Below are 23,727 nucleotides of genomic sequence, written 5' to 3'. Positions count from 1 at the left end.
ATGTGTATTCTCCCCCTCTCTTTTATGAATACTTATATAACAATGCAAGCCGCTAGAAACGGACACATCTACCTGATATTTCACATACTGACAGCTAAAAAAGCCCGCAAACGCGGGCCTTATGTAGTGATCTTCAAAATTACTCCTAAATTTCACTGGAAATATCCTCTGCTAAATATAACGGACCTATCGGTATCAATATACACATTCTTGATATCGGGTTTACGTAAAACATCCACCACATAATAATACAACGGTACAATGACCATTTGGTCGATCAGAACTTTTTCTGCGTTAGCTAATAGCTGCATGCGTTTGCGATTATCGAAGATCTGCTGCGCTTGTTTGATAAAATTATCATACTGAGGGCTGCTCCACCCTGAATCATTTACACCACTCCAAGAAGTAAAATACTCCAAAAAGGTTGCTGGATCATTGTAGTCCGCCCCCCACCCTGCTCTGGCTATGCTATAGTTCCCCTTATGCCGCCTATCTATCAGTTCTCCAAAGCTCTTAACTTCAATGCTTACATGAATTCCAAGGTTCTTCTTCCAATCTCCAATCACTGCTTGTGCTATAGTCTTATGACCGTCACCTTCGTTAATAAGAATGGAGAAGCTTGGGAGTGTCTTCAGCCCCTCTTCCTTCAAACCTTCCTTTAGCAGCTGCCCGGCTTGGGCCTGATCCTCTTTGAAGTATGCAGTATCGGAAATTTCTGAGCGAAATTCCGTTTTTGTCCCCCTAATACCCGTGGCAACAAAACCATATGCCGGTATGCCATAAGGCAAGGCTTCCCGGTCAATAGCCATCGCTAACGCTTTACGTATCTTAAGATTTTTGAATGGAGCTTTGCTGAGATTGAATTGGTAAAAGTAAGTGCTGCCGTATGGCATTTGGATCAGATCACGGGAAGTTTTGCCGTCCAAACCTTCGTAATCAATATTCTCTTCTCCGCCTACCCAATCAACATTATTCATAAGGTAAGCTGATGTCACGGTGTTAATCCCATCCAGCATCAATCTCGGAACCAATACACGAACCTCTGAGAAAGAAACCTCTTGCGCCATGTAGTAGTCGGGATTTTTGACCAATACAACCTCACCGTCATTCCACGATTTAAGCTTGAATGGACCATTAGTGACCATGGTTTTGTTCGTGTTGCCCCAATTCTTATTCGCTTTGACCGTTTCTGCATGAACCGGCAGATAGATTGAATGTGTAAGAATTTGGAGGAAATCAGGAGTTTGTTGCTTCAACTTCACCTGCAGCGTATTTTGATTCAATGCTTTAATGCCGATCTTCGCAGGGTCCTTCAGCTTTCCACTGTTGTAATCCTCTGCGCCCGCAATGACAAATAAGCTGAGCGCATAAAGATTGTTGGCACTCGGTGCAAGGATCCGTTTCCATGCGTACTCGAAGTCTGACGCCTTCACCGGCTGCTGGTTGCTCCACTTGGCACCTGCTCGAAGGGTAAAGGTATACGTTTTGCCGTCATCCGAAACAGTCCATTTTTCAGCCATTCCAGGAACAGCTTGTCCCCAGTTGTTCAGACGAACCAAACCCTCAAATAACCCTTTTACGATCGTATTAGAACTGCCCGGCTCGGCTAAGGCTGGATCGAGCGATTCTGGCAAATGTTCAACCCCAATCCGAAATACCTGTTGAGTCTTTGCAGCAGAGGCTGTAGGTTCCTTCCCCACGTCCAGGCTCATCAGCAAACTAATACACAAACACACATACAGCCATTTTTTCATCCACTATTCCCCTTCATTCTCTTAGCAATTACTAGCTTCCTTCACCAAGAAACTCTTCAGTCATTATAAACTAGTTTTTTAAACTTTTTTGTCGAATTATGGCAGATAATATAAGCACTTCTTCAACAAAGCTATTGACTTGTTATTAGTAATGTTTACTATTAACATAACAATTCATTTACTTTACATTAAGGAGCGTTTATATAGATGATCAAATCCACTTTTCCTGCTAAAAAAGAACGACATCTGCTATTCGGGTCTGTTCCTCCCGTTACCGGAAACAAACCCACTCTTAAAGAACAGATGACAGATTTACAGAATCGCAGTGAAGATTATTTGTTTGCCATTGAAGAGGTCGGCATCACAAGAGTCACGCATCCTCTAACCATCCATTCAACTTTGGCACCGCATGTTCAGACGACCATAGCCAGCATAGAATTGACCACGAACCTGGGGCAAAAGAGCAAGGGGATCAATATGAGCCGCTTGACCGAGACTTTGGAATCCTATCGGCAGGAGGGGTTGTCTGCAGATCTTGCTCAATTATGTAGATTAACAAAAGAACTAACCATAGTAATGAATCAGACTGGCTCGAAGTTAGTAATGGAGTTCCCCTGGTTCTATGAGCGTTCAGCACCTGCCTCTAGTCTAGTGGGGTTAGGCCATTCCGAACTGTATATTGAAATAGCGTATGATGAGTCCGCATACAAGAAATTTGAAATCACGGTGGGTATTACTACTGCTGTAACTACACTTTGTCCGTGTTCTAAAGAAATTAGTGAATATAGCGCGCACAATCAGCGGGGATCGGTCAAGATTCGGGTCAATGTCGACCCGCAGCTTCTGGATGGCAATTGGAATGTACTGCTGCTGGAAGCGGCGGAGTCGAATGCCAGTGCTGCGCTTCACCCCGTGCTGAAACGGACGGATGAGAAAATGGTCACTGAGCGAGCCTACGAGAACCCCCGTTTTGTCGAGGATCTCGCTCGGCTGATTGCCGCTGATCTCTATGAATATGACTTTGTGGAGAAGTTCACAGTGGAATGCCGTAATGAGGAATCAATTCATCAGCATGATGCGATCGCCCGAATCCGCTTTGATAAAAGGCAAAAAAGCTGAGGTCCGTAACGGACCCCAACTCCTTTCTCCCCTAAGCCATCTCATCGAGACGCACAAATTGCAGGTTCCGGGTCTTTAGCTCTCCCAATACCTCCTCCAGCGCTTGCATCATATAGTAAGGCGCATTCGGATCTGCACCCATGGTCTCCCCGCTGTCATGCAGCAGGACAACAGAACCATCGGTAATACGGCCTAACAGTGTGGACTGTAAGCGGGTGCGACAGACCCTGCTGCTCCAATCGCCGCCTTTTAGCGACCAGAGAACAATGCGGTAATGTCTGTAATGGAAAAAATCAAACAGGTTGATTAAGCCCCATGGTGGGCGGTAATGGTTCGGCCTAATTCCAACAATCGATTCTATGATATCAGCAGAACGTTCCAGGTGCTCACGCCGAACCGTACCGGGCAGCATTAACCAGTTGGTCTTATGATTATAATTATGAATGCCGATCTGATGGCCTTCGCGGTCCATCCTGCGAATGAGCTCAGGATACTGCTCTGCTTGCGCTCCAAGTACAAAAAAGGTTGCTTTGACTTGATACAGTTCCAATAAATCCAATAATTCCGGGGTATATATCGGGTGCGGGCCATCATCAAAAGTAAAAGCCACCTGCTTTTGAGCTCTTCCCTTGCGAAAAACACCAAGACCGGTCATTCGGCTGATCAAGCTGGGAACAAACATGTAACAAGAGGCTGCACACAATATTCCGCCTGCCAGGTATTTGAGCATGACTCTCCTCCATATGAAAAATAATGATGGTAAATTAAATATATGCGTTTAATGTCAGGGGAGAATAGCTCGTTTCCCTTTTTTACGAACATCCGTTTTAACCGCTGATTTGTTGTATGGGGGCGAACCGTTTCTTCAGTGAAGCACGGGAGTGGATCAACTGCATCGGTACCAGTAGCTCTGTCCGCCGGTTGACCCGGTTCCTGCCATCGGGGTGAAGAGCAGACAGCAGTAAACGCAGGTAAATCGTTGTAAGCCAGCGGAAAAAACCTGGCTTGAGTGGTCTTTGTTCGAATCCCAAACCGTGAATCAATCCACGATGCAACAGCGTAATTCCAAGCAGCCCCTTAACCTGCTGGAACTCGGCCCTAGTCTCGAATGCTTCTTGAATCTGCTGCAATGATCGGCGAAGCAATCGTGCGCTCTGCAAGGCAGCGCGGGCACTTCCTTTAGATTGATGGAGCTTAACAACCATTTCATTATCGAGATGAATCTCTCCTACCCAATCCCCGTAATGAATCACGGTGGAATCCTGGCAAACAATAGTCTTACCCCTGTGTTTTTTTAGCAGCACCTTGCAAATACCAAATTGGGACGTATGCGAACTGCGAAAATGGGACAGTAGCTCAAACCCTTTTTCCCACAGTAGCCAGAGGGATTGCAATATCGTTTTTCGTGCCTTGATACTCAATAAGTTCACTCCTTTTAAATTAAGGAATTTCTCCCTTTGTATTTCATTGTACCTATCAATTCTTTCAACTTTCTTGCATAAATCTTAAGATTAACTGAAACGTAGAAGAGGCCTCTAATTAATGGACGTTACAAAAGAGCGTATCCCTGCCTGATGAATGAAAATAGCGAATATTAACGAGCCGTCAAAATCGAGAACATTAAAATGTTCGAAGAAAATAAAGAATTAAAATGACTCCAACACAAAAACCAACGGCAGTCTTGAACTGGACATAAAGTTCTAGACTGCCGTTGGTTTAATATATTCCGTTACTTGCGTAGACTGATCGAGATCCAGCTTGTTCTGATCATGCAAAAGCATAATTGCAAAAGCTGTAAACTGCTTCAACACGAAAGCAAGAGAAAAGCACCTTTACTGATTACTTGAATAACCCCATAGAAGTCCCATAATTCCAGATACTGCGAATATAAACCGCTAGTTTCGATTTTACGGATTGCATTGGATTCTCTCCCTCCCCCCTCACTTCTACGGGATGATTCATATCATTTCTTTTTCCATAATAAAATCGTCCATCACAAGCCGTTGCCGATATCCGCCACTTGCGTACGGACGGTTCGAAATTTGATCCGTAATTGCCTTGTCGGATTGAAACTTGTGTACCAAGTAGTCAATCTGTTCCTGAGAAATGATCGTAATAAAACACTCATTCCTTCCGGCAGTAGAGTAGTCTAGTTAGTCTCTCTTATCCTGCTTTTTATTCCAGACTATGACAATCTGCCAGAGAAGCAAACGAAAGGAAACTGCGCCAAGTCCCCACAGTATAATTCCTATCCTCGCGACCTCGTAATTTTGGCTCAATATAACAATAAGTAATCCTGTAATTGCAAAAATTGCAGATGCTCGCAGAATGGTCACTCTGCCAAAACGATCAAGCAAGAAGCCGCCTGCAGCACGCCCTATGGTCATGGCAGCTACAAACAGCCCAAAAGCAAATGATCCCATAGCAGGCGCGAACAAATCATCTATTGGATTGAACGGGTGTCACTTTCCTTTACTGATCAACCACTTAATAAATATACTTTATAAATTAAATTTATTTATAATGCAGTACGATTTTATTGTCAAGATTAATTCTAGCAATGCTGTTACAATAAGTTTCACTAATTTGCAAGCTATAGCTACACTTGACTTTAGAATCAATTTTGCTGCATAGTGAATAAAAATCTTCATTAAAATAATGGAGGCTCCCGATGAATCAGCCTAGTAAGAACCTTATCAAAGAAATTAACCTGAACCACGTAAGAAGAGTAATGAAGCAAGTGCATACAGCAACAAAACCTCAGCTATCGGCGTTAACGAAGTTGAGTGTGGTGACCATTAATTCGCTCGTCAAAGATCTTGTGAAGTATGGAGAGTTATTGGAGGATGAATTAGTCTCATCGAGCGGAGGAAGACCCGCTTTAAATTACCGCTATAATTTCAACTATCATTTGGCATTAGTCCTCTATATGAAGGAATATCAGGGTCAGGATAACATTGTTGCGACAGTAATTAATCTGCAAGGGGATGTATTGGCACGGGAAGACTATGTAATGGCATTTTTCGAAAAAGATCGTTTCTATGCAATTATTAACCAATTTCTAGAACTGTATCCTTCCATTAATGTCATCGGGCTTGGTATTCCAGGACAGTCTGTTCGTGGTGAAATTACCGTAAGCAGTCATGAACGGCTCAACGGGATTCGAATCATTGATGATTTACAGCAAGCGTTTGGCCTACCTGTCGTACTTGAAAATGACGTCAACGCCGCTGTGGTTGGATATTGTGTAGAGAGAGAGCCTGAAGAAGAGCAAACGGTGGTCGGGATCTATTTTCCAGACAAGGCCCCTCCCGGTATGGGCATCTATCTGGATGGTAGAATTGTCAAAGGTAAAGACGGCATGGCCGGTGAAATTAAATTCCTCCCACTCTATGTAGATTGGGGAAGCTCCCTGGACTTTCAGGCGTTTGCCGAGTTGGTTAGCCAAACTGTTCATATTACCAATGCTATTCTCGCTCCGCATAAAATTGTCATTTATCAGCAACTGATGAACCCGGCAGATTGGGAGCGATACTGGAAGGAATACAGAGTCAAGCACAGTATGCCTGTAGAACCTGAGGTATTATTGGAAACGACATTCCAAGAAGATTATGAAATAGGGATGAAATGGTTAACCCTTAAAGAACTAGAACCTAGTATTACAATAGCCGATGAATAGCCTGAGTGGACAAAAAAGGGAAGGACATCATGTCCTTCCCTTTTCCACAACTGCAAGATTAGCCAAACAAAAAAAGCAGGTTGCTCCGGAGAGCAACCTGCTTTGAACTTTAGCCATTAATTGTTGATGATCAGGTTAAAGCCGTTTTGAATAAAGTTGGTATTCGGGTTGGCAATGTTGCTGGTATTCAAGTTATTGAAAGTTGCCGAACCATTGCCAGTGTAGGTATAGATCGCTGCACCTTTATGTGAGGAAGTAAAGCGCGATGTCTCAATACCATCCCGACCTGTGCCGTTAATGTTGATGTTGTTGAATACGATGTTCTGGAATCCACCGCCGTATCCGAACTGAATGGCACTGCGCTGGGTGTTGATGATATCAATATTCGTGAACGTTACGTTACGAATCGGATCACTGGATGCTTCCAGGTCAATCGCTCCGCGTTCACCGTTGTACAGATCCTTGCTTGTACCGCTGTTGATAATGGTAGTATCCGAAAAAGTAATTCCGGTGTTGTTTTGGAAGTGGTAACCCGGGAATACCGTATTCATACGGATACCGGAACCGCCTACTGTATCAACGATCAGGTTGTTAGTGGCTTTGTGACCGCTGCCGCCGAAGAAAGCGATACCCGCAGCACGCCAGTTATGCTCGATGGTGTTGAAGGAGAAGGTGTTGTTCACACCTTGAGGCGCACCATTGACACTGCTAGGCCAAACCGCCAGACCATCGTCACCGTTGTTGCGGATGCTGCTGTTGCGCACAGTAGAGTTGCTTGTACCTTGCGAGAAGTTAACGCCGTCTGCAAGGTTGTTGCGAATACGGCTGTTCTCAATGACCAGACCGTCGGCAATCATAGCCGGCGTATGGGCATAATCGCCCACCCAGATACCACATTCAAAGTGCTCTACCCAAACGTTGCTGACTCTGGAGTTCTTACCGAAATTGTCCATGAACGCTTTGTAGATGGCCTGTTCACCATAACGTGAACGAAGATTGGAGTTCATGTAGACATTGCTGAAATCAAGTTTGCCTTGAACGCGGAAGGAAATCCCGCCGCCTGCAACGTTCGGGTTCGTGAACTGGATATTTGTATGCCAGATGCCCGCACCCAGAATGGTAATATTGTTAATCATGTTGGTCTCAGTGCCGATTTTCCACATTCTGCTCAAATGGAAGGTACCTTCTGGAATATAGAGTGTTCTGCCTGTAGACACTGCTGATTGAACGGCTGCTTCGAAGGCAGCAATATCGTCCCCGCCGTCATTGGCTACGGCACCGAAATCCGTTACAGATACGGAATTTGCCGGACGGGTAATGGCTGCCGGAACAGCTTCGATTTCAAGGAAGTCTACACCGTATTCCAGGTTGTCGCCATTGTTCTTCTGAATGCGGATGGTATCGCCCGCTTTGAGCGGAGTATCCAGCTTCCAGTGCACTTCATCGAAGCGGAACAACGGACGCCCGTCCGCTGGCGTATCTCCCGGATGATCGCTAGAGAAGTACTGCCAGTTGTAGTAAGAGGTCAATGGAACGGTCTTAGCTTTGGTTCCGTTCACGTAGACATCCAGCGCTCCGTTAAGACCCATACCGTTAGCAGAGTCTGGCATCGTAAAGCGCATGGTTACACCTGCGCCGCCTTCACCTGGTCTTACAGTCCATTGTACGCTGGAACCGTTGGAAGGAAGGGCAATATAGCGCTGGCCAGAAGCTTCCGAAGCAGTCTGCGACTGGTCGAAATTCGGCGCGGATTTTAGCGTTGCTCCGCCACCACGAGTCGCATCTTCAGTATTATACCGGGTATACGGCATACTTGCTCCACGATTGGAGTTTACTGGAGGCGTTGGAGCCGGTGTAGCTGTAGGTCCTGGTGTTGCCGTTGGTGCTGGGGTGGGCGTTGGTGTTGGAGTTGTACCGCCCGCGCCATAAATTTCAAATTCAGATAATTGTCCTGCAGGCCATTCCGTGTTAGCCGTTATGTTCAGGCGAACGTAGCGAGTGCTTACGGCCGCGAAATTAATGGTAACTGAATTGCCAGCAACATTTGGATTGAACGCATAGTTGGCAGAACCGACAATATTGTTGAACGATGAACCATTCGTGCTTCCCTGTACAGCTAATGTCTGTGTCCGTGTTCCCCAAGATGCCGGCAACTTCAACACGATTTGATCAATATTCGTGTTCGCGCCAAGATCTACTTGAATCCATTGTGGAAAAGCATTGTTGTTGCTCTCCCAGTAAGTTCCCTGATTGCTGTCATTCACATTGCCTGGTCCGTAAGTTTGAGTATAGCTGCTAGCGCTTACATTCTTCCCCGTCGCCAGATTCGGTCCGCCGGCAGCAGATACTGGAGCAGGAGATTCAACTGTCAGAAATAAGTTTGTGATTAGCATGGTCAATACCAGAGACCACGCGATATATTTTTTACGCATTCTATTCCTCCTAAGGTAAGTGTGAGTACGATAAAGCGTAGTGTCATGCAACGAATAATTGTTAGCGGTTACAATTCGTTTAATAAAATGCTATTTTTCTTCTTTACCCGCCTCTCTGTCTACTAATCGGAATTACTGTCGAACGCTCCTCCTCTCAATGACATATACTCCAATTATAGATGAATCATTGCCAAAGAAATAAGTGGTAATTCTACGTTTTATGTATGCATCTTCACGTTAATAGTGGTAATAATTAGTATTTTAATCTTATTTTCCCTCCCCTTGTGCTTCTAATTCGATAATTTCGTCTATGTTAATACCGACACAAATTCAGCAATATCGACATCTAGACAGTAGTCACCGCCTCTTCCCTCGAGAACTGGAGTAACCCACTGAAAAAAAAGCAGGATACTCCGAAGAGCACCCTGCTTGGGACTTTACCACTAGTTGTTGATGGTAAGGTTAAATCCATTTTGAATCAAGTTAATATTAGGATTCGCAATGTTACTGGTTATCAGATTGTTGAATGTGGCTGAGCCATTCCCGGTATAGGTGTAAATTGCTGCGCCCTTATGTGGCGATGTGAAACGCGATGTCTCAATGCCATCCAGACCTGTGCCATTAATGTTGATGTTGTTGAACACAATATTCTGGAATCCGCCGCCATATCCAAACTGAATGGCACTGCGCTGTGTTCTTTGAATATCAATGTTGCTAAACGTCACGTTCTTAATGGGATCATTGGAGGCTTCAAGATCTATTGCTCCACGTTCACCATTATATAGGTCTTTACTCGTACCACTGTTGATAATGGTAGTATCGGAGAACAAGATACCCGTATTGTTTTGGAAATGGTACCCCGGGAATACGGTATTCATGCGGAATGCGGAACCGCCAACGGTGTCAACGATCAGATTGTTGGTGGCTTTGTGACCACTGCCGCCGAAGAAGGCAATCGCTGCTGCACGCCAGTTGTTCTCAATCGTATTGAAGGAGAACGTGTTGTTCACGCCTGCAGGCGCACCGTTGACGTTGCTGGTCCATACCGCCAGACCGTCGTCACCGTTGTTACGAATACTGCTGTTACGTACCGTGGAGTTGCTGGTACCTTGAGCAAAGTTCACACCATCAGCAAGATTGTTACGAATCCGGCTGTTCTCAATGACCAGACCATCAGCGATGATAGCTGGTGTATGGGCATAGTCTCCCACCCAGAAGCCGCACTCAAAATGCTCTACCCAGACATTGCTGACTATGGAGTTCTTGCCGAAATTGTCCATGAACGCTTTGTAGATCGCACCTTCATGATAACGTGAACGAAGATTGGAATTCATGTAGATATTGCTGAAATCAAGCTTACCCTGAACACGGAAAGAAATTCCACCGCCTGAAATATTCGGGTTAGTGAACTGGATATTCGTATACCAAATTCCTGCACCCAGAATCTTAATATCATTAATCTTATTGGCCGGTGTGCCAATCTTCCACATGCTGCTCAGATGGAATGTACCTTCAGGAATGTACAGTGTCTTGCCGGTTGCAACCGCGGATTGAACCGCTGCTTCAAAGGCTGCAAGATCATCCTGACCATCATTCGCAACCGCACCAAAGTCGGTTACAGATACCGAGTTGGCCGGACGGGCAATGGCCGCAGGAACAGGCTCGATTTCGAGGAAATCCACACCATATTCAAGGCTGTCGCCATTGTTCTTTTGAATACGAATGGTGTCTCCTGCCTTAAGGGCTGTATCGAGTTTCCAGTGAACCTCATCAAAACGGAACAGCGGACGTCCTGCACCCGGTGTATCTCCTGGTTGGTCACTGGAGAAATACTGCCAGTTGTAGTAAGAGGTCAACGGAACCGTCTTAGCCTTAGTACCATTCACGTATACATCCAGTGCGCCGTTAAGACCCATACCATTTGCCGAATCCGGCATAGTGAATCTCATGGTTACCCCTGCGCCGCCTTCCCCTTGTCTTACGGTCCACTGAGCGTAAGAGCCGTTAGAAGGAAGAGCAATATAGCTCTGACCAGAGGCTTCCGAGGCGATCAGTGCTTGATCAAAGGTTGGAGCGGTCTGGAGTGTTGCTCCACCGCCACGGGTAGCATCTTCCGTATCATACCGGGTATAAGGCATGCTTGCGCCACGGGCCGAGTATACGGTCAGATTAGTTGTACTAACGTTGTTGGTTTGTTTAACCGGAGCTTCATTAGCGTCTACCTCAACGGTAGTCGTCACAGTGTAGTTACCAATTGCCGCTGTCCAGGAACCAACACTGACATTCACCGATGCTCCCGGTGCCAGTGTGCCGTTATAAGTACCGTTGTAAGTCTGAACGGTTGCTCCGGCAGCGTTCTTCAGAACGACAGTAACACCATGAGCTCCCCCGGCAGAAGCCAGATTTCCTTGATTCTTCAGGTTAACAGTAAATGCTACTGGGTTGTTGACTGTTGGATTACCTGGAGTCCAAGAGACCGTGCCCACCAAGTCAGAGCTGGTGATTGGGGCAACAACTATTGAAGATGGATGTGTGTAGCTGTTGTTTGCTTTATTTTCTTCGATGATCTCGTTATTCTCATCAACCTTAGCGCTGACCGTATAAGTGCCAGCAGTCTTGGTACCCGCATTCACGGATACTGTTGCCGATGAACCTGTTGTCAAAGCGGCTACAGTCGCAGAGCCGGCCAACTCATTGTTCAGATAGAAGTTCACCTTAGCGGCCGGGGAACCGGCGGAACCGATATTCTTAACGGTTGCGTTCAATGTGATTGCATTATTCTCAACCACAGAAGTCGGTGTCCAGGAAATACCGGTAATTGTCAAATCAGGATTCGGGGCTGGTGTTCCGAATACCTGGAATTCAGCAATTTGCCCGGCAGGCGCGCCAGAGTTGGCAGTAATATTTAATTGCAATCGTTTAACAGTAGCTGTTACAGGAATTGTTACCGAGTTTCCAGTAGCAGGGTTAAACGTATAGGATTGAGCAGCTACCAAATTACTGAAGACTGTCGTGTCTTGATTATGACCAAGCACTTGAATCGTTTGAGTCCGTGTGCTCCAAGCAGAACCAGGGTTCAGCTTCAACACAATGGACGTGATATTATGATTCGCTCCGAGATCCAACGTCAGCGAGCTTGGATTACTGGCGCCTTCCCAATACGTATTGGTATTGTTATCATTAGCATTCGCAGCTACAAAGGATAAAGTACTCGAGGAGGCGGTGATCGCCTTACCGATCGCAATGTTACTTCCTGTTGGAGGCGTTGGTGTTGCTGTCGGACTAGCCGTTGGCGACGGGGTCACCGTTGCTGTAGGTACAGGTGTTGCTGTCGGTGTAGGCACTGGGGTCGGTGTTGCTGTAGGCGTGATCGTCGGTGTGGCCGTAGGCGACGGGGTTACTGTCGGTGTCGCTGTTGGCGAAGGTGTTACTATTGGCGTAGCTGTAGGTACAGCGGTTGGTGATGCAGTTGGCACCGGAGTTGCCGTTGCGGTCGGCGACGGAGTCGGCGTTGGGCCACTGGCACCGTACACTTCAAATTCGGACAATTGGGCTGCCGGCCAGCCGGTATTGGCCGTCACGTTCAAACGAACATAACGTGTGCTGGTGGCCGTAAAATTGATGGTAACCGAATTACCAGCAACGGATGGATTGAATTCGTAATCCGCAGAACCGACAAGGTCCGTGAACGTTGAACCGTTCGTGCTGCCTTGCACGGCCAGTGTTTGTGTCCGTGTGCCCCAGGTCGTCGGCAGCTTCAATACGATTTGGTCAACATTTGTGTTAGCACCAAGATCCACCTGAATCCATTGTGGGAACGCATTGTTCGTACTTTCCCAGTATGTCCCTTGATTGCTATCATTCACATTGTTTGGACTATAGGTTTGAGTGTAGCCGCTTGCGGAGACATTTTTGCCCAGTGCCAGGTTTGGTCCACCGGCAGCCGATACCGGTGCAGGAGATCCAACGGTCAGGAATAAGTTCGAGATCAGCATGGTTAATACGAGTGACCATACGACATACTTGTTGCGCATTATATTCCTCCTTAGGTGATGTGTAAGTACGTAAAAAGCTTTAACTCTCATAAATGGACGAGTTGTTAGCGGTTACAAAATAGCACATCTATCCATTTAAGCGCTTACTATTTCTTGTCCAGCCCTGTCTTTCTTGGACAATCTGGTATAGCAGGCGATCCTCCCTTCTATGACAATACACACTCATTATAGAGGCATCATCGCCCAGCAATAAGTGGTAATTCTACGGTAAATATAGTCATTTCCATGATAATAGATACAAATAATCCAAAAGTAGGTATTTCTATGCGCGCCCTATATCCTAAATCTGGTGCTTCTGCACCATTTCTAATGTGTCCCATATATTACTTGAGTTCACAGAAAAAGAACAGGTCAGAGCCCTTCTCTCTGACCTGTTCTTGCCCTTATATTACAATCAGGAACGATTCCGTTCACATTCCAAAAATAGCATTAGCTATTGAACGTCACGCCAGTCATTTTCTGACTCAGCAGCCATAGACGCTCTGCCAAACCGGGATCAATGGCCCGTTGAAGCACGCCAGGACCAAAGGGAGCATCGTCTGGGACGAGCGTTGAGATATCCACACTCTCACAATATACTCCGCCTTTGTCTTCAAGCTGCAAGTTGGCAGCACACCAGACACTGGTCGCGGCGCCCTGTTCTGTAGTAATGAAGGTATACTGGCTGCTAGTAGCAGTCAGTTCTTCCTCCGAGACATCCCGTGCCAAGTCTGTCTCAATCGAGCCGGGATGAACGGCAAATGCACGAATACCATGTGGCTGCCCACGACGGTCCAGCCCAACAGCAAATAGAGAATTCGCCGTCTTGGATTGACCATAAGCCACGTATTTGTCATACGGCCGGTCCTCAAAGTTCAAATCATCGAAGTCGATACCAGAAATATGAATCCCGATAGAAGACAACGAGACTACCCGGGCGTCGCCCGACTGCTTGAGCGCTGGCCACAATCGGGCCGTCAATTGAAAGTGTCCTAAGTGATTAGTGGCAAACTGGGCCTCATATCCTCTCGCATCGTGAGTCACCTTAGGTCCCATGATCCCTGCATTGTTAATGAGGATATCCAACGGACGTCCGGAATCTAAGAAACTCTGCGCAAAGGCATCAATGGATGCCGGGTCAATCAGATCCAGCTCTTCCAACTCTATGCGCGGAATGGACGCCAGTGCTTCCCGAGCTTTCTCTAGCGTTCTTGCAGGCACGATTACTGTAGCGCCAGCTTTCGCGAGTACACGTGTCGTCTCCAGACCGATACCGGAATAACCACCAGTGACAATAGCGATTTTTCCTGTCAGATCACGGCCTCCAAGCGCTTCTTCGGCTGTAGTAGTCGTTCCAAATCCGGAAGGAAGTGGTGCTTGCGGTGTAGCAGTATAATAAGAATAATTGTTCATAAAGTTTTCTCCTCCTAATTCTGAGAGCTTCATCATATACTGATAATGCTCCAACTTGAAATTCATAACTTCCAGCGTAGACTGTATTTCTGTCAGTTGCTGATCAATCTGCTGCTTATGCTCAAGCAATACGTTATAACAGCTCTCATACTGCTGATCCATCGCCAGTTGCATGTAGCGTTCTATCGATTTTATCGGCATACGGGTTCGTCTCAGCCGCACGATGAATATGAACCGTTCCAGATCCAATTTTCCGTATTGGCGTTGTCCATTCTCCGTCCGCTCTGAAGGCGGCACCAGTCCGATTTTCTCATAATAACGGATCGTATCATAAGTCAGTCCCGTCTCCCGGGCAATGTCTGCAATACTGTATACAGACTCCATCTCTCGCTCCTTTCAACTGGGCAACTCCTCACCCAAGCTTGTCATTTCTTCTGCATCTTATCCCATGGAGTTCACTCCATGTCAAGACATTCCCTTTCAAAAAACATTCCTATGACCTTAGCATAGCCTGCGGATGATCACTTTATTTCCACCCCTTTACTACGGGAGAATCCGAACAAAAATGGCATCAGTGAGATTACACCCGCCAGTGCGAGGATAAGCCCGATCCAGAGCGGTGCGACCAAACCATAACCGGCGCTAATAGCCAGCCCTCCAACGGACGAGCCTACCACTACACCAAAGGTAACGATCGCGGTATGAATAGTGTTTACCATAAGACCACTTCCTCCCGCTCGTATAACTCTTGTCACCATAGGCGGGTTCATGGGAACCCCGGCAAGTCCAATGACTATAACAGCCGGGATAACCACAGCCGGTTCATGTGCACCAATGGCAAATGCCAGAAGCGCTACCGACAAGAGAATCAGACCTGTGGTCAATAGTGGCATCATATATCGATCGGCCAGTCTGCCTGTAATTAAATTCCCAACCACAGTCGCAGCTCCATATACGACAAAGAGCAGTGGAACCGAGGCTGGAGAAAAGCCTGTCAAATCGGTGAAAATAGGCGCAAAATAGCTGAATGCTGCAAATGTCGCTCCAATAATGAGAAAGCTGGTCAAGTAAGCTGCCCAGAGACCGCGGTTACTAAAGGATTTCAGCTCATGCCGCAAACTTGTAGGTTCGGACGTAGACAATACCGGAATCAACCGCAAGGCGGTCAATCCTGAAAGCAAGACAAGAACCGCGACTGCCCAGAAGCTGAATCGCCATCCATAAGCTTCTGCCGCCCATGTCGCCGCGGGTGTACCGAGAACCGTTGCGATCATAAGACCACCGAAGATAATCGACACTGCGCGTCCGCGGGTATTCTCTTCCACGAGCGAAGCGGAGATCGAGATCGATACACCGAAGGCTGCCGATGAAGCTATACCGGTAATGATGCGTGAGATCATCATCAGCTCATAGTTCCCTGCTATCGCGCCAAGCAGTTGTCCAACGAAGAAGACTGCAATTAGGGTAATAAATGCTTTTTTCCTTGGTGTATTCAACAAAGCTGCAGTGAGCAACGGTCCACCCACAACCATCCCTGCAGAAAAAGCGGTAATAAGATACCCCACCGCCGATACGCTTACTCCGAATTCTGCGGCAAGTGTATTCATCATTCCGGCTACCATAAATTCTGAAGTGGTCATACAAAAAATAGCCAAACTAAGTACATAGATTGCAAATGGCATTTCAATCTCCTCTTTTCATAAAATATTGTAAAACCTAAGTATTGTAATGATCGGTACAATTCTAGCGCAAAAAAAGTGCCGGATACCCGGCTAGTAAATGGCTGCCAATGTGCCTTCCACAATGGTGTTGGCCAAATCACGATTCTGTGCGGAGCTGTTAAGTACACGAAGTCCGTAATAGCTGCTGAGAAACATACCCGCTAGTTCTTTGGCTGCTCTCCCTGAAGTGATTTCACCAGTCTCAATCCCCTGCTCCATCAGCCCAGAAAGCATCTCCTCTAAAAAACCGATATGCCGTGTTGCCACCTGCTCTACCATCGGATCGACCCCTGCCCGTTCCATCGCTGCGTTAATCAAGAGACAGCCCCGGCGTCCTGTTTCAGAGAAATCCTCCTGAACGGCCCAGTCCAGTAGTCCCCGCAGCTTTTCTTTCAATGGCAATGGACGCTGTAAAAGCTCGCTCTGCTCCCGGATCCCCTGCTCATGATAGCGCTGAAGGGCCTGTTCGTATAATTCATGCTTGCTGCCAAACGCATTATACAAGCTGCCTTTTCCAAGGCCTGTCTGTTTGCACAAATCCTCAGTAGAGCACCCTTCGTATCCGTTTATCCAAAAGGCTTCCATAGCTGCGTCGATAACCGCCGTATCTTTAAATTCTCGTGGTCGCCCACCTCTGGTCATGACAATATTCCCCCTTTCCAAGCAATAATAAATCACAGTATAGATAATTTGTAACGTTCAGTCAAGAAGTTGTTTACAGTGTTATATTTCTCTGTTACAGTGAAGATGTTATACCATATTAAATCGGGAAAGGAAGTCGGAATATATGAAAATTGCAATTATTGGAGCCGGACATATCGGCGGAAATCTTGCCCGTCGTCTTACCAAGCTTGGACATGAAGTCTCCATTGCCAATTCCCGCGGTCCCCACACCTTGACAGACCTCGCCGCAGAGACTGGCGCCACGCCTCAAGAAGTTAAGGAAGTCGCCCGTGGAGCGGAGTTAGTCATTGTCACGATTCCGCAAAAGAATATTCCTGATCTTCCCGAGGGGATCTTAGATCACACGGCACCAGACGCTGTCATTATTGACACCGGCAATTATTATCCCCGTCAACGTGACGGCCTTATTGCGGAGATCGAGGCTGGCTTGCCGGAAAGCCGGTGGGTCGAGCAGTACTTGAAACGCCCCATCAATAAAGTATTCAATGGGATTACCGCTGCTAATCTGCTAGAACGCGGAGTGCCCGTTGGTTCACCCAACCGTATTGCCCTGCCGGTAGCCGGGGATGATGCCGCTGCCAAGGCTATTGTGCTTCAGCTTGTCGAGGAACTAGGTTTTGACGCTATAGATGCCGGCGGACTGGATGAGTCCTGGCGTCAGCAGCCGGGTACACCGAGCTACCGGGAGCATGGAGCGGATAGTCTCCGCCAAGCCCTGGCCGAGGCCAGTCCCGAACGAATTGAAGATTTTAAAGCCTGAGACATTGATTTTTAACATGAAATAACTTATTGTAATAGAAATGTGAAACGGATAAACGACGTTGAAGAAGAGTAAGTACGCATCAGATGTTGAGGTCCAGAGAGTCGGTGGCCGCTGTGAACCGATCCTCACCTGATGCCGAATGGGCTTCTGAGTCGCTACGCTGAACTCTAAAGTAGGCGCTGCCGGGAGTCTCTCCCCGTTACCAAGAGAGGAGTATCGCAAGACTGCCATTCATGGCGTCTTCCTGTACTTTTAGTGAACCGCTTGTATATAGAGTGAACTTAAGAATCTAACGGAGCCAAATTCTTAAGTTCAGCTTATATAGCGGTTAAAAAGGTGGTACCACGATAACCTCGTCCTTTGCGGACGGGGTTTTTTTGTATTTTTTAAAGGGGGTGATGTCCATGGACGATGGTTGGTGGTTCCGTAATTTCAGTCGCACAAGCCTATTATTGAGGAGGATCATTCATGAAAGAACGTATATTAACCGGAGACCGGATTACTGGAAAGCTCCATCTTGGACATTACGTCGGAAGTCTGAAGAACCGCGTAGAATTGCAGCATCAATATGACACCTTTTTATTGCTTGCAGATGTGCAGGCCCTCACGACCCACTTCGAACAGCCGGAGCTGATTCAGCGGAACCTGCGTCAGGTAGCTATGGATTACCTGGCAGCCGGAATTGAACCGGAAAGGGCGACCATCCTGGTGCAGTCATTGATCCCGGAGATTGCCGAATTAACGGCTTATTTCTCCATGTTCGTGACGGTGAATGCTTTACGTCATAATCCTACAGTCAAAGCAGAAGCCAAAGATCGCGGATTTCAGGATATGTATTACGGCTTTCTAGGGTATCCGGTGAGCCAGACCGCTGACATCACTTTTTGCAAAGCGTCATTGGTGCCCGTGGGTGAAGACCAGCTTCCCCATATCGAGCAGTCCCGCAAAATCGCCCGCCGTTTCAATCAGCTGTATAAGCCCGTGCTAATCGAACCAAGAGCCCTTGTAGGCGAGATCCCTCGTCTCATCGGTCTGGATGGAAACAGCAAAATGAGCAAAAGTCTTGGAAATGCCATCTATTTGGACTCCACACCGGAGGAAGTCAGCCAGCAGATTCAAAAAGCCACTACGGACCCTGCCCGTATCCGCAAATCCGACCCCGGTCACCCTGACATCTGTCCAATCTACGCTTATCATCAGGCCTTTCGCCCGCAAGGCGCACAGGAAATCCATGAAGACTGTACTAAAGGGCAGATCGGCTGCTCGGAGTGTAAACGAAGGATTTATGGTTCCATCAATGAGCTGCTGGAGCCGATGCGGGAGCGGCGTGTAACGTACCAGAATCATCCCAAACGCGTGGATGAGATTATGATATCAGGTACAGAAACAGCACGCCTGACTGCCAAAGAAACGATGCTTGAGGTGCGCGAGGCGATGGGCATGAACTATTTTAATGATAAATAAATTGTAGTTCTATTCCGAATAAGGAGGGGCCTCGGGCTCCTCCTTTTTAATGCATAATGCAACCCGGATCAGGAATTCTAAAAAGAAGAAAATTGACATGATCTCTTTTTTATGCGATTATATCTCTGCCAGAGATATAGAGAGAGGTGAATAAATTGATGAATAATGACTTTCCTGCAAATAGTGAACAAGAATCTGCGCAGCCAGCAATGACGCCAGAACCGGCGCATATGGAACAGACGCCAACTGCATGGACGATCCTGGGTTTCCTCTCTCTGCAACCGCGCAGTGGTTACGAAATTCGTGAGGCCGCCAAACGATCCGCAGGTTTTTTCTGGGGCATCAGTGACGGGCAGCTATACCCGCAGTTGAAGGTGCTCGAGAAGCAGGAGCTAATTCAACCTTCCAGCGGAGTCGAAGGTCCCAGATCCCGCCAGCGGTGGCAGCTCACTGAAAAAGGCCGCGCAGCACTGCGGGCCTGGTTATCCACTTCCTCTACCCCTCTACACATTAGGGACGAGAATCTGGTTAAATTTTTATTTGCCAGTCAGGAAGATCCTGCGCTGTTACTGAACCTGATCAAGGAACGGCGTGATAGCTTTCAATGGTTCCTGGATACCATTCAGGAGGTACAGCCGGGAGCAGCCTGGGATCCTTCTGACGACCCTTCTCCACTTACCGGTCCTTTGCTATTGAAGCAATATGGGATGGACTTCGCCCGAACTGTCTTAGCTTGGTGTGACCAAGCCGAAGCCGCACTAACGACAGCAGCAACCCACACACATTCTAGTTCAGAAGAGGAGTGATCCTTATGTCAAACAATGTACGTACAGGAACCAAGAAACCATCAGCAGTAATGTTGACCCAGATCCTTTTATATCTCGCTGCGGCAGTGAATTTATTCAACGGTTTCTATTCCATTGGCAGCCAGCAGACCATGAAGGTTGTGCTTGCAGCCGTGATGATTATTTTTGGAGTTGTAGCCCTGTGGGTCGCCAGTCGTCTGGGATATCCAGCACCTTCCCGTCGTCAGAACGCAATCCTGCTAGCCTCTATATTAATCGTGCTTAGAATCGTTGAATATTTTGTCTGGCACAACTTCGGTTTTCTAGTGGGCATCATCCTGCCCATCCTTGTGGTGTGGAGGCTCAATAAGACCGAAGCCAAAGAATGGTTCGGTTCACGCTGAACATTCAAAAGGAGTCACAATAGCCTTTGAATAGGCTGCTGGGACTCCTTTCTTGTTCAGCAGTATTGTTACCGGATTCATTCACACGGATGGTTATTCCAATTGCTAAGCCCTAACCGCATCCCAACTCATACAAATAATCTGCTGGAAATTCTCTTCGCTGCCCTCCAGTTGCCCCTTGAATACCGTTTTGGCGAAATGCGTGACTGGCAGATAACAGTAGGACAAGAGCAGCATAGTGTTCAGCGCTTTAAGCTCTCCCTTCTGCTTCCCTTTCTCGAATAATTCATACAGCCCAATAAACATCGACGACGTATCGTCTAGGCATAGCCGTTCAACATAGGGAGAGTGCTGATACTGTTCCAGCAACAGGAAGTAATCCTTGTTGTTCATGATAAAATCTAGAGAATTTCGCATAAGCTGCTCGCATAATTCTTGGGAGGACAGTGATTCATCCAGTCCCTTGCTCATCTGCTGACTCATTTTTTCCTTAACCTTCACGTAAAGCTTGGCTAACATATCCTCCTTATTTTCAAAATACACATAGATGGTTGCCGAGGAGACGTTCGCTACCTTGGCAATTTTGGACATGGATATATCCGAAAATCCAATTTCATTCAATAGTTTAATCGTTGCTTCAAAGATGGCTTCACTCTTTTTTTCGTCTTTATGTCTCATGACCCCACCTTAAATGATCGTTCGGTTAAAGTCAATGGATACAATTTGCACTAATTACTTTAAGAGTTCCCCCGTACCGCGTGCGTCTCCCGGTGCGCGGTGCGGGGCCTAAGGTAGTACTCTAACCTCTTGTCTACGCCATCAAGTGCCATGCAGCAACGAGGATTTTGACTTATTCTGCATTTCTATACAGTAAGATTTACTCCTGTGTACCCGTTCTGCCAAGAACAGGTGGTTGTGCTGCTTCCTTCCCATCCGCTCTGCCGGCAAATTTGAACACAATAATGCCACCGACAATGACCAGCACTCCAAGGAACTGATTAATGTTAAACGGAACCTTCTCCAGTCCAAGCCACCCCATAGAATCCCATAACAGGGCAAAAGCGAGCTGTGAAGTCATCACGATGGAGATCGCGTAGGTAGGCCCCAGCAGTTTCACTCCCTGAACGAGACAGATCACAACACCAACGCCGATCATCCCGCTGATCCAGTACCAAGGCTGCATATTTTGCAGGGCAAAGGTGTTTTTTCCTTCAACAATGAAGCTGATGGTCAGTGAAGCGATGAAGCCCATACCGAGCACCAATGTAGTGGTTGACCATGAACCCGTCTGCTGATTAACTTTGCTGTTAAAAATATTTTGCAGGCCGACAAGTGAACCGGCGATAAGCGCCAGTAGTATTCCAGCTAGCATATGTGTTTCCCCCCATTTGTGTATTCGAATTTTAGAATTTCATGATTACGACACCAGCGATCATCATCCCGATGCCAATAAAATGCGGTACCCGCAGCTTCAGTTTTTTGACCCCAAACCATCCACGAACATCAGTTAAGAATGTCAGACATAACTGGGCAATTAGTAGCGCAGAGATCGTATAGGTCACACCCATCATCTTAATCGCTGTAACCTCGGTGAAAATAATAACAGCACCAAAGGAGCCTCCCAGCAAGTATAAAGGCTTCACTTTCTTAAAGCCCTGCCGCTTGCCATCCCGTACGAACAACAAGATCAGCAATGCCATCAAAAATCCCGTCAACTGAGTGACCGTTGCAGCTTGCCAGGTGCCAATATCCTGACTGATTCTCGCGTTAGCGACACCTTGCAATGTAATGCAGGCCCCACCCAAAAATGCAAAAATAATTCCTCTCATCTCATGTCTCTCTCCTTCATCTAACTCTCCTACTCATTAAAAGACATTACGGGCCATTCAGGGAAGGACATCTGTCCTTAATTGGCAAATTCCGCTTTCAGCAAGTAGAAACGGCTTTGCCGTCCTCTAAGGGACGGTATCCGTTTCAGCGAGAAATATAAGGATGATTTATAAAGTGAAACATATAAATTCTTATATTTGAACAAAAAAAGCCCGCTTCATGCCTATTATAGGCTGTAAACGGACTTTTACTCAGAACTTCGTTTGGAATTTCATTCAGGACTTCATTTAGAATAACTGCTTCAACGCATGCAGCTTGTCAAAAATTAATTGGCTGACGGCGGATACACGATCCCGATCACTATAAGTTAACCATGCCAGTTCCTCAATTTCCGAGGCGGCGGCTAACTCCCCTTCAAATGCTGCAGAATAGCAGGTCATCCGCACGGTCACACCTTCCGCTTTGCCATGTGCCCCTGCTTCAAAGGTCCCCAAAGGGGAGATCGTCTCTGACTTAATATGTACAGATAATTCTTCCTGTATCTCACGAACAAGCGTCTCTTCATCGGTCTCGCCGATCTCACGTTTCCCTCCAGGCAGATAGTAAGTATCTTTTCCGGTGGAACGGGCAGCCAGCACACGACCTTCAACGATATGAACCAAAGCTATTTTATCAATCAATGTAGTCATTTCAGTCTCCTACGTTTGTTTTTCTGAACATTATAGCATGGGGGCACTTCATTTCAAAAAAACAACAAAAACTCTCTGTCTCGAAAGACAGAAAGTTTTTAATCCGTGCTATTTTCAGCGTATTGCGCTTATCCCTTAACCGCGGACCCGACTGTCATTGCTCGTTCCACCTGCTCACTGAAGAACAGATACACGATGATCATTGGCAGTGAAGCCATCGTCATAACAGCCCCCATTCCACCCCAGTCCGTACTGTATTGTCCTTGGAAGAACAACAGACCGAGCGGCAGAGTTTTCATCGCTTCATTAGAGATCAGGATATACGCAAGGGTGAACTCGTTCCAGTTCGTAAGGAATTGGAAAATTGCAACTGTTGCAATAGCCGGCATAACCATCGGCATGATCACTTGCATGAACATCCGATAGATATTCGCGCCATCCATACAAGCCGCTTCTTCAATCTCCGTTGGAATTCCACGCATGAATCCGTAGAATATCATGGTTGAGAACGGAAGCCCTAAGGCTACATAAGGAACAATGAGGGCTCCATACGTATTGGACAAATGAAAGTCCCGAACCAGAATCGCCAGTGGAATCATGATAACTTGAAGCGGGATAAACATCCCTACCAGCATATAGATCCGCACGGCATCTCTGAACTTCCAGGTCAACCGCGCTACAGCAAAGGCAAACATCAGTGCAAAGAGCAGAATGAAAACTGTAGCAATTGAGGAAACTACAATACTGTTGATAAAATATTTTGGAATATTGAATTGTGACCATGCAGTCACATAGTTCTCAAAGCGGAAGTGTGTCGGTAAGCCAAACGGATTGGTCGAGAAAATTTCGTCGTTATTTTTCAATGAATATGAAATCATCCAGACTAGCGGATATACCGAAACGATAAAATAGATCCACAGCGGAACCTGGTAAAGTACGCCTAACGCCTTTTTCAT

General features: G+C 46.7%; 20 protein-coding genes and 1 other annotated feature. Of the genes, 6 read left to right on the top strand and 14 right to left on the bottom strand.

The window, feature by feature from the left end; genetic code table 11:
• Positions 1-152: 152 nt before the first annotated feature.
• Positions 153-1,754: a peptide ABC transporter substrate-binding protein gene (locus tag ACFVRY_RS03215; RefSeq protein ID WP_387497230.1), complete on the bottom strand. Its 1,602-nt coding sequence runs from the start codon at positions 1,752-1,754 to the stop codon at positions 153-155.
• A 207-nt stretch (positions 1,755-1,961) separates the two neighbouring features.
• Here ACFVRY_RS03215 and folE2 point away from each other — a divergent pair, with 207 nt between their 5' ends.
• Positions 1,962-2,873 (top strand): GTP cyclohydrolase FolE2, encoded by a 912-nt coding sequence (gene folE2 / locus ACFVRY_RS03210; protein ID WP_387497228.1) that lies wholly within the window; start codon positions 1,962-1,964, stop codon positions 2,871-2,873.
• A 31-nt stretch (positions 2,874-2,904) separates the two neighbouring features.
• Here folE2 and ACFVRY_RS03205 read toward each other — a convergent pair whose 3' ends face one another.
• The 3 genes from ACFVRY_RS03205 to ACFVRY_RS03195 form a co-directional block, all read right to left on the bottom strand.
• On the bottom strand, positions 2,905-3,603 hold the full coding sequence (locus tag ACFVRY_RS03205; RefSeq protein ID WP_387497226.1) for a polysaccharide deacetylase family protein: 699 nt from the start codon (positions 3,601-3,603) through the stop codon (positions 2,905-2,907).
• Between the two features lie 97 nt (positions 3,604-3,700).
• Complete coding sequence (locus ACFVRY_RS03200) at positions 3,701-4,303, bottom strand: YkoP family protein (protein WP_387497224.1); 603 nt, start codon at positions 4,301-4,303, stop codon at positions 3,701-3,703.
• Positions 4,304-5,026: 723 nt separating this feature from the next.
• The gene (locus ACFVRY_RS03195) at positions 5,027-5,296 is read right to left on the bottom strand and encodes a hypothetical protein (RefSeq protein ID WP_387497222.1); all 270 of its coding nucleotides are present in this window, start codon (positions 5,294-5,296) and stop codon (positions 5,027-5,029) included.
• Positions 5,297-5,544: 248 nt separating this feature from the next.
• On the opposite strand from ACFVRY_RS03195, the gene ACFVRY_RS03190 reads away from it, so the two are divergent.
• A complete protein-coding gene (locus ACFVRY_RS03190) occupies positions 5,545-6,552 on the top strand; it encodes an ROK family protein (protein WP_387497220.1) in 1,008 nt (335 codons plus the stop codon).
• Between the two features lie 116 nt (positions 6,553-6,668).
• On the opposite strand, the gene ACFVRY_RS03185 is transcribed toward ACFVRY_RS03190, so the two are convergent.
• From ACFVRY_RS03185 to ACFVRY_RS03165, 5 genes are all read right to left on the bottom strand, one after another.
• A complete protein-coding gene (locus ACFVRY_RS03185) occupies positions 6,669-8,984 on the bottom strand; it encodes a galactose-binding domain-containing protein (protein WP_387497218.1) in 2,316 nt (771 codons plus the stop codon).
• A 443-nt stretch (positions 8,985-9,427) separates the two neighbouring features.
• Complete coding sequence (locus tag ACFVRY_RS03180) at positions 9,428-13,018, bottom strand: discoidin domain-containing protein (RefSeq protein ID WP_387497216.1); 3,591 nt, start codon at positions 13,016-13,018, stop codon at positions 9,428-9,430.
• A 450-nt stretch (positions 13,019-13,468) separates the two neighbouring features.
• Positions 13,469-14,815, bottom strand: a complete 1,347-nt coding sequence (locus tag ACFVRY_RS03175) for an SDR family NAD(P)-dependent oxidoreductase (RefSeq protein WP_387497213.1) — start codon at positions 14,813-14,815, stop codon at positions 13,469-13,471.
• A 137-nt stretch (positions 14,816-14,952) separates the two neighbouring features.
• Positions 14,953-16,113, bottom strand: coding sequence for an MFS transporter (locus ACFVRY_RS03170; RefSeq protein WP_387497210.1), 1,161 nt, complete (start codon positions 16,111-16,113; stop codon positions 14,953-14,955).
• 90 nt (positions 16,114-16,203) lie between these two features.
• Entirely contained in the window at positions 16,204-16,794 is a 591-nt protein-coding gene (locus ACFVRY_RS03165) for a TetR/AcrR family transcriptional regulator (protein ID WP_387497207.1), read from the bottom strand.
• Between the two features lie 145 nt (positions 16,795-16,939).
• Between ACFVRY_RS03165 and ACFVRY_RS03160 the strand changes: the two genes are divergently transcribed.
• The 4 genes from ACFVRY_RS03160 (at position 16,940) to ACFVRY_RS03145 (ending at position 20,252) form a co-directional block, all read left to right on the top strand.
• Positions 16,940-17,596 carry an NADPH-dependent F420 reductase gene (locus ACFVRY_RS03160; RefSeq protein WP_387497204.1) on the top strand — a complete coding sequence of 219 codons (657 nt, stop codon included), beginning with the start codon at positions 16,940-16,942 and terminating at the stop codon, positions 17,594-17,596.
• 52 nt (positions 17,597-17,648) lie between these two features.
• Positions 17,649-17,963 (top strand) — a binding site (T-box leader).
• 104 nt (positions 17,964-18,067) lie between these two features.
• On the top strand, positions 18,068-19,063 hold the full coding sequence (gene trpS / locus ACFVRY_RS03155; RefSeq protein WP_387497201.1) for a tryptophan--tRNA ligase: 996 nt from the start codon (positions 18,068-18,070) through the stop codon (positions 19,061-19,063).
• A gap of 158 nt (positions 19,064-19,221) precedes the next feature.
• Complete coding sequence (locus tag ACFVRY_RS03150) at positions 19,222-19,869, top strand: PadR family transcriptional regulator (RefSeq protein ID WP_387497198.1); 648 nt, start codon at positions 19,222-19,224, stop codon at positions 19,867-19,869.
• A gap of 5 nt (positions 19,870-19,874) precedes the next feature.
• The gene (locus tag ACFVRY_RS03145; RefSeq protein WP_387497195.1) at positions 19,875-20,252 is read left to right on the top strand and encodes a hypothetical protein; all 378 of its coding nucleotides are present in this window, start codon (positions 19,875-19,877) and stop codon (positions 20,250-20,252) included.
• A gap of 105 nt (positions 20,253-20,357) precedes the next feature.
• Here ACFVRY_RS03145 and ACFVRY_RS03140 read toward each other — a convergent pair whose 3' ends face one another.
• The 5 genes from ACFVRY_RS03140 to ACFVRY_RS03120 all read right to left on the bottom strand — a co-directional run bounded on the left by ACFVRY_RS03140 (position 20,358) and on the right by ACFVRY_RS03120 (position 23,727).
• Positions 20,358-20,930, bottom strand: coding sequence for a TetR/AcrR family transcriptional regulator (locus ACFVRY_RS03140; protein ID WP_387497192.1), 573 nt, complete (start codon positions 20,928-20,930; stop codon positions 20,358-20,360).
• 199 nt (positions 20,931-21,129) lie between these two features.
• Positions 21,130-21,624 carry a DMT family transporter gene (locus tag ACFVRY_RS03135; RefSeq protein WP_387497189.1) on the bottom strand — a complete coding sequence of 165 codons (495 nt, stop codon included), beginning with the start codon at positions 21,622-21,624 and terminating at the stop codon, positions 21,130-21,132.
• A gap of 31 nt (positions 21,625-21,655) precedes the next feature.
• Entirely contained in the window at positions 21,656-22,081 is a 426-nt protein-coding gene (locus ACFVRY_RS03130; protein WP_387497186.1) for a DMT family transporter, read from the bottom strand.
• Between the two features lie 288 nt (positions 22,082-22,369).
• On the bottom strand, positions 22,370-22,771 hold the full coding sequence (locus ACFVRY_RS03125; protein ID WP_387497183.1) for an NUDIX hydrolase: 402 nt from the start codon (positions 22,769-22,771) through the stop codon (positions 22,370-22,372).
• A 128-nt stretch (positions 22,772-22,899) separates the two neighbouring features.
• A complete protein-coding gene (locus tag ACFVRY_RS03120) occupies positions 22,900-23,727 on the bottom strand; it encodes a carbohydrate ABC transporter permease (protein WP_387497180.1) in 828 nt (275 codons plus the stop codon).

It is taken from the genome of Paenibacillus sp. NPDC057934 (genome assembly GCF_042887565.1).
Taxonomy (GTDB): Bacteria; Bacillota; Bacilli; order Paenibacillales; family Paenibacillaceae; genus Paenibacillus_AQ.
Note: the sequence above shows the minus strand (reverse complement) of the source record. Positions and strands in the feature narration are given on the sequence as shown.

Coding starts and splice junctions, on each gene's coding strand:
- ACFVRY_RS03215 (WP_387497230.1), bottom strand. CDS start 1,754: ATGAAAAAATGGCTGTATGTGTGTTTGTGTATTAGTTTGCTGATGAGC.
- folE2 (WP_387497228.1), top strand. CDS start 1,962: ATGATCAAATCCACTTTTCCTGCTAAAAAAGAACGACATCTGCTATTC.
- ACFVRY_RS03205 (WP_387497226.1), bottom strand. CDS start 3,603: ATGCTCAAATACCTGGCAGGCGGAATATTGTGTGCAGCCTCTTGTTAC.
- ACFVRY_RS03195 (WP_387497222.1), bottom strand. CDS start 5,296: ATGGGATCATTTGCTTTTGGGCTGTTTGTAGCTGCCATGACCATAGGG.
- ACFVRY_RS03190 (WP_387497220.1), top strand. CDS start 5,545: ATGAATCAGCCTAGTAAGAACCTTATCAAAGAAATTAACCTGAACCAC.
- ACFVRY_RS03185 (WP_387497218.1), bottom strand. CDS start 8,984: ATGCGTAAAAAATATATCGCGTGGTCTCTGGTATTGACCATGCTAATC.
- ACFVRY_RS03180 (WP_387497216.1), bottom strand. CDS start 13,018: ATGCGCAACAAGTATGTCGTATGGTCACTCGTATTAACCATGCTGATC.
- ACFVRY_RS03175 (WP_387497213.1), bottom strand. CDS start 14,815: ATGGAGTCTGTATACAGTATTGCAGACATTGCCCGGGAGACGGGACTG.
- ACFVRY_RS03170 (WP_387497210.1), bottom strand. CDS start 16,113: ATGCCATTTGCAATCTATGTACTTAGTTTGGCTATTTTTTGTATGACC.
- ACFVRY_RS03165 (WP_387497207.1), bottom strand. CDS start 16,794: ATGACCAGAGGTGGGCGACCACGAGAATTTAAAGATACGGCGGTTATC.
- ACFVRY_RS03160 (WP_387497204.1), top strand. CDS start 16,940: ATGAAAATTGCAATTATTGGAGCCGGACATATCGGCGGAAATCTTGCC.
- trpS (WP_387497201.1), top strand. CDS start 18,068: ATGAAAGAACGTATATTAACCGGAGACCGGATTACTGGAAAGCTCCAT.
- ACFVRY_RS03150 (WP_387497198.1), top strand. CDS start 19,222: ATGAATAATGACTTTCCTGCAAATAGTGAACAAGAATCTGCGCAGCCA.
- ACFVRY_RS03145 (WP_387497195.1), top strand. CDS start 19,875: ATGTCAAACAATGTACGTACAGGAACCAAGAAACCATCAGCAGTAATG.
- ACFVRY_RS03140 (WP_387497192.1), bottom strand. CDS start 20,930: ATGAGACATAAAGACGAAAAAAAGAGTGAAGCCATCTTTGAAGCAACG.
- ACFVRY_RS03135 (WP_387497189.1), bottom strand. CDS start 21,624: ATGCTAGCTGGAATACTACTGGCGCTTATCGCCGGTTCACTTGTCGGC.
- ACFVRY_RS03130 (WP_387497186.1), bottom strand. CDS start 22,081: ATGAGAGGAATTATTTTTGCATTTTTGGGTGGGGCCTGCATTACATTG.
- ACFVRY_RS03125 (WP_387497183.1), bottom strand. CDS start 22,771: ATGACTACATTGATTGATAAAATAGCTTTGGTTCATATCGTTGAAGGT.
- ACFVRY_RS03120 (WP_387497180.1), bottom strand. CDS start 23,727: ATGAAAAAGGCGTTAGGCGTACTTTACCAGGTTCCGCTGTGGATCTAT.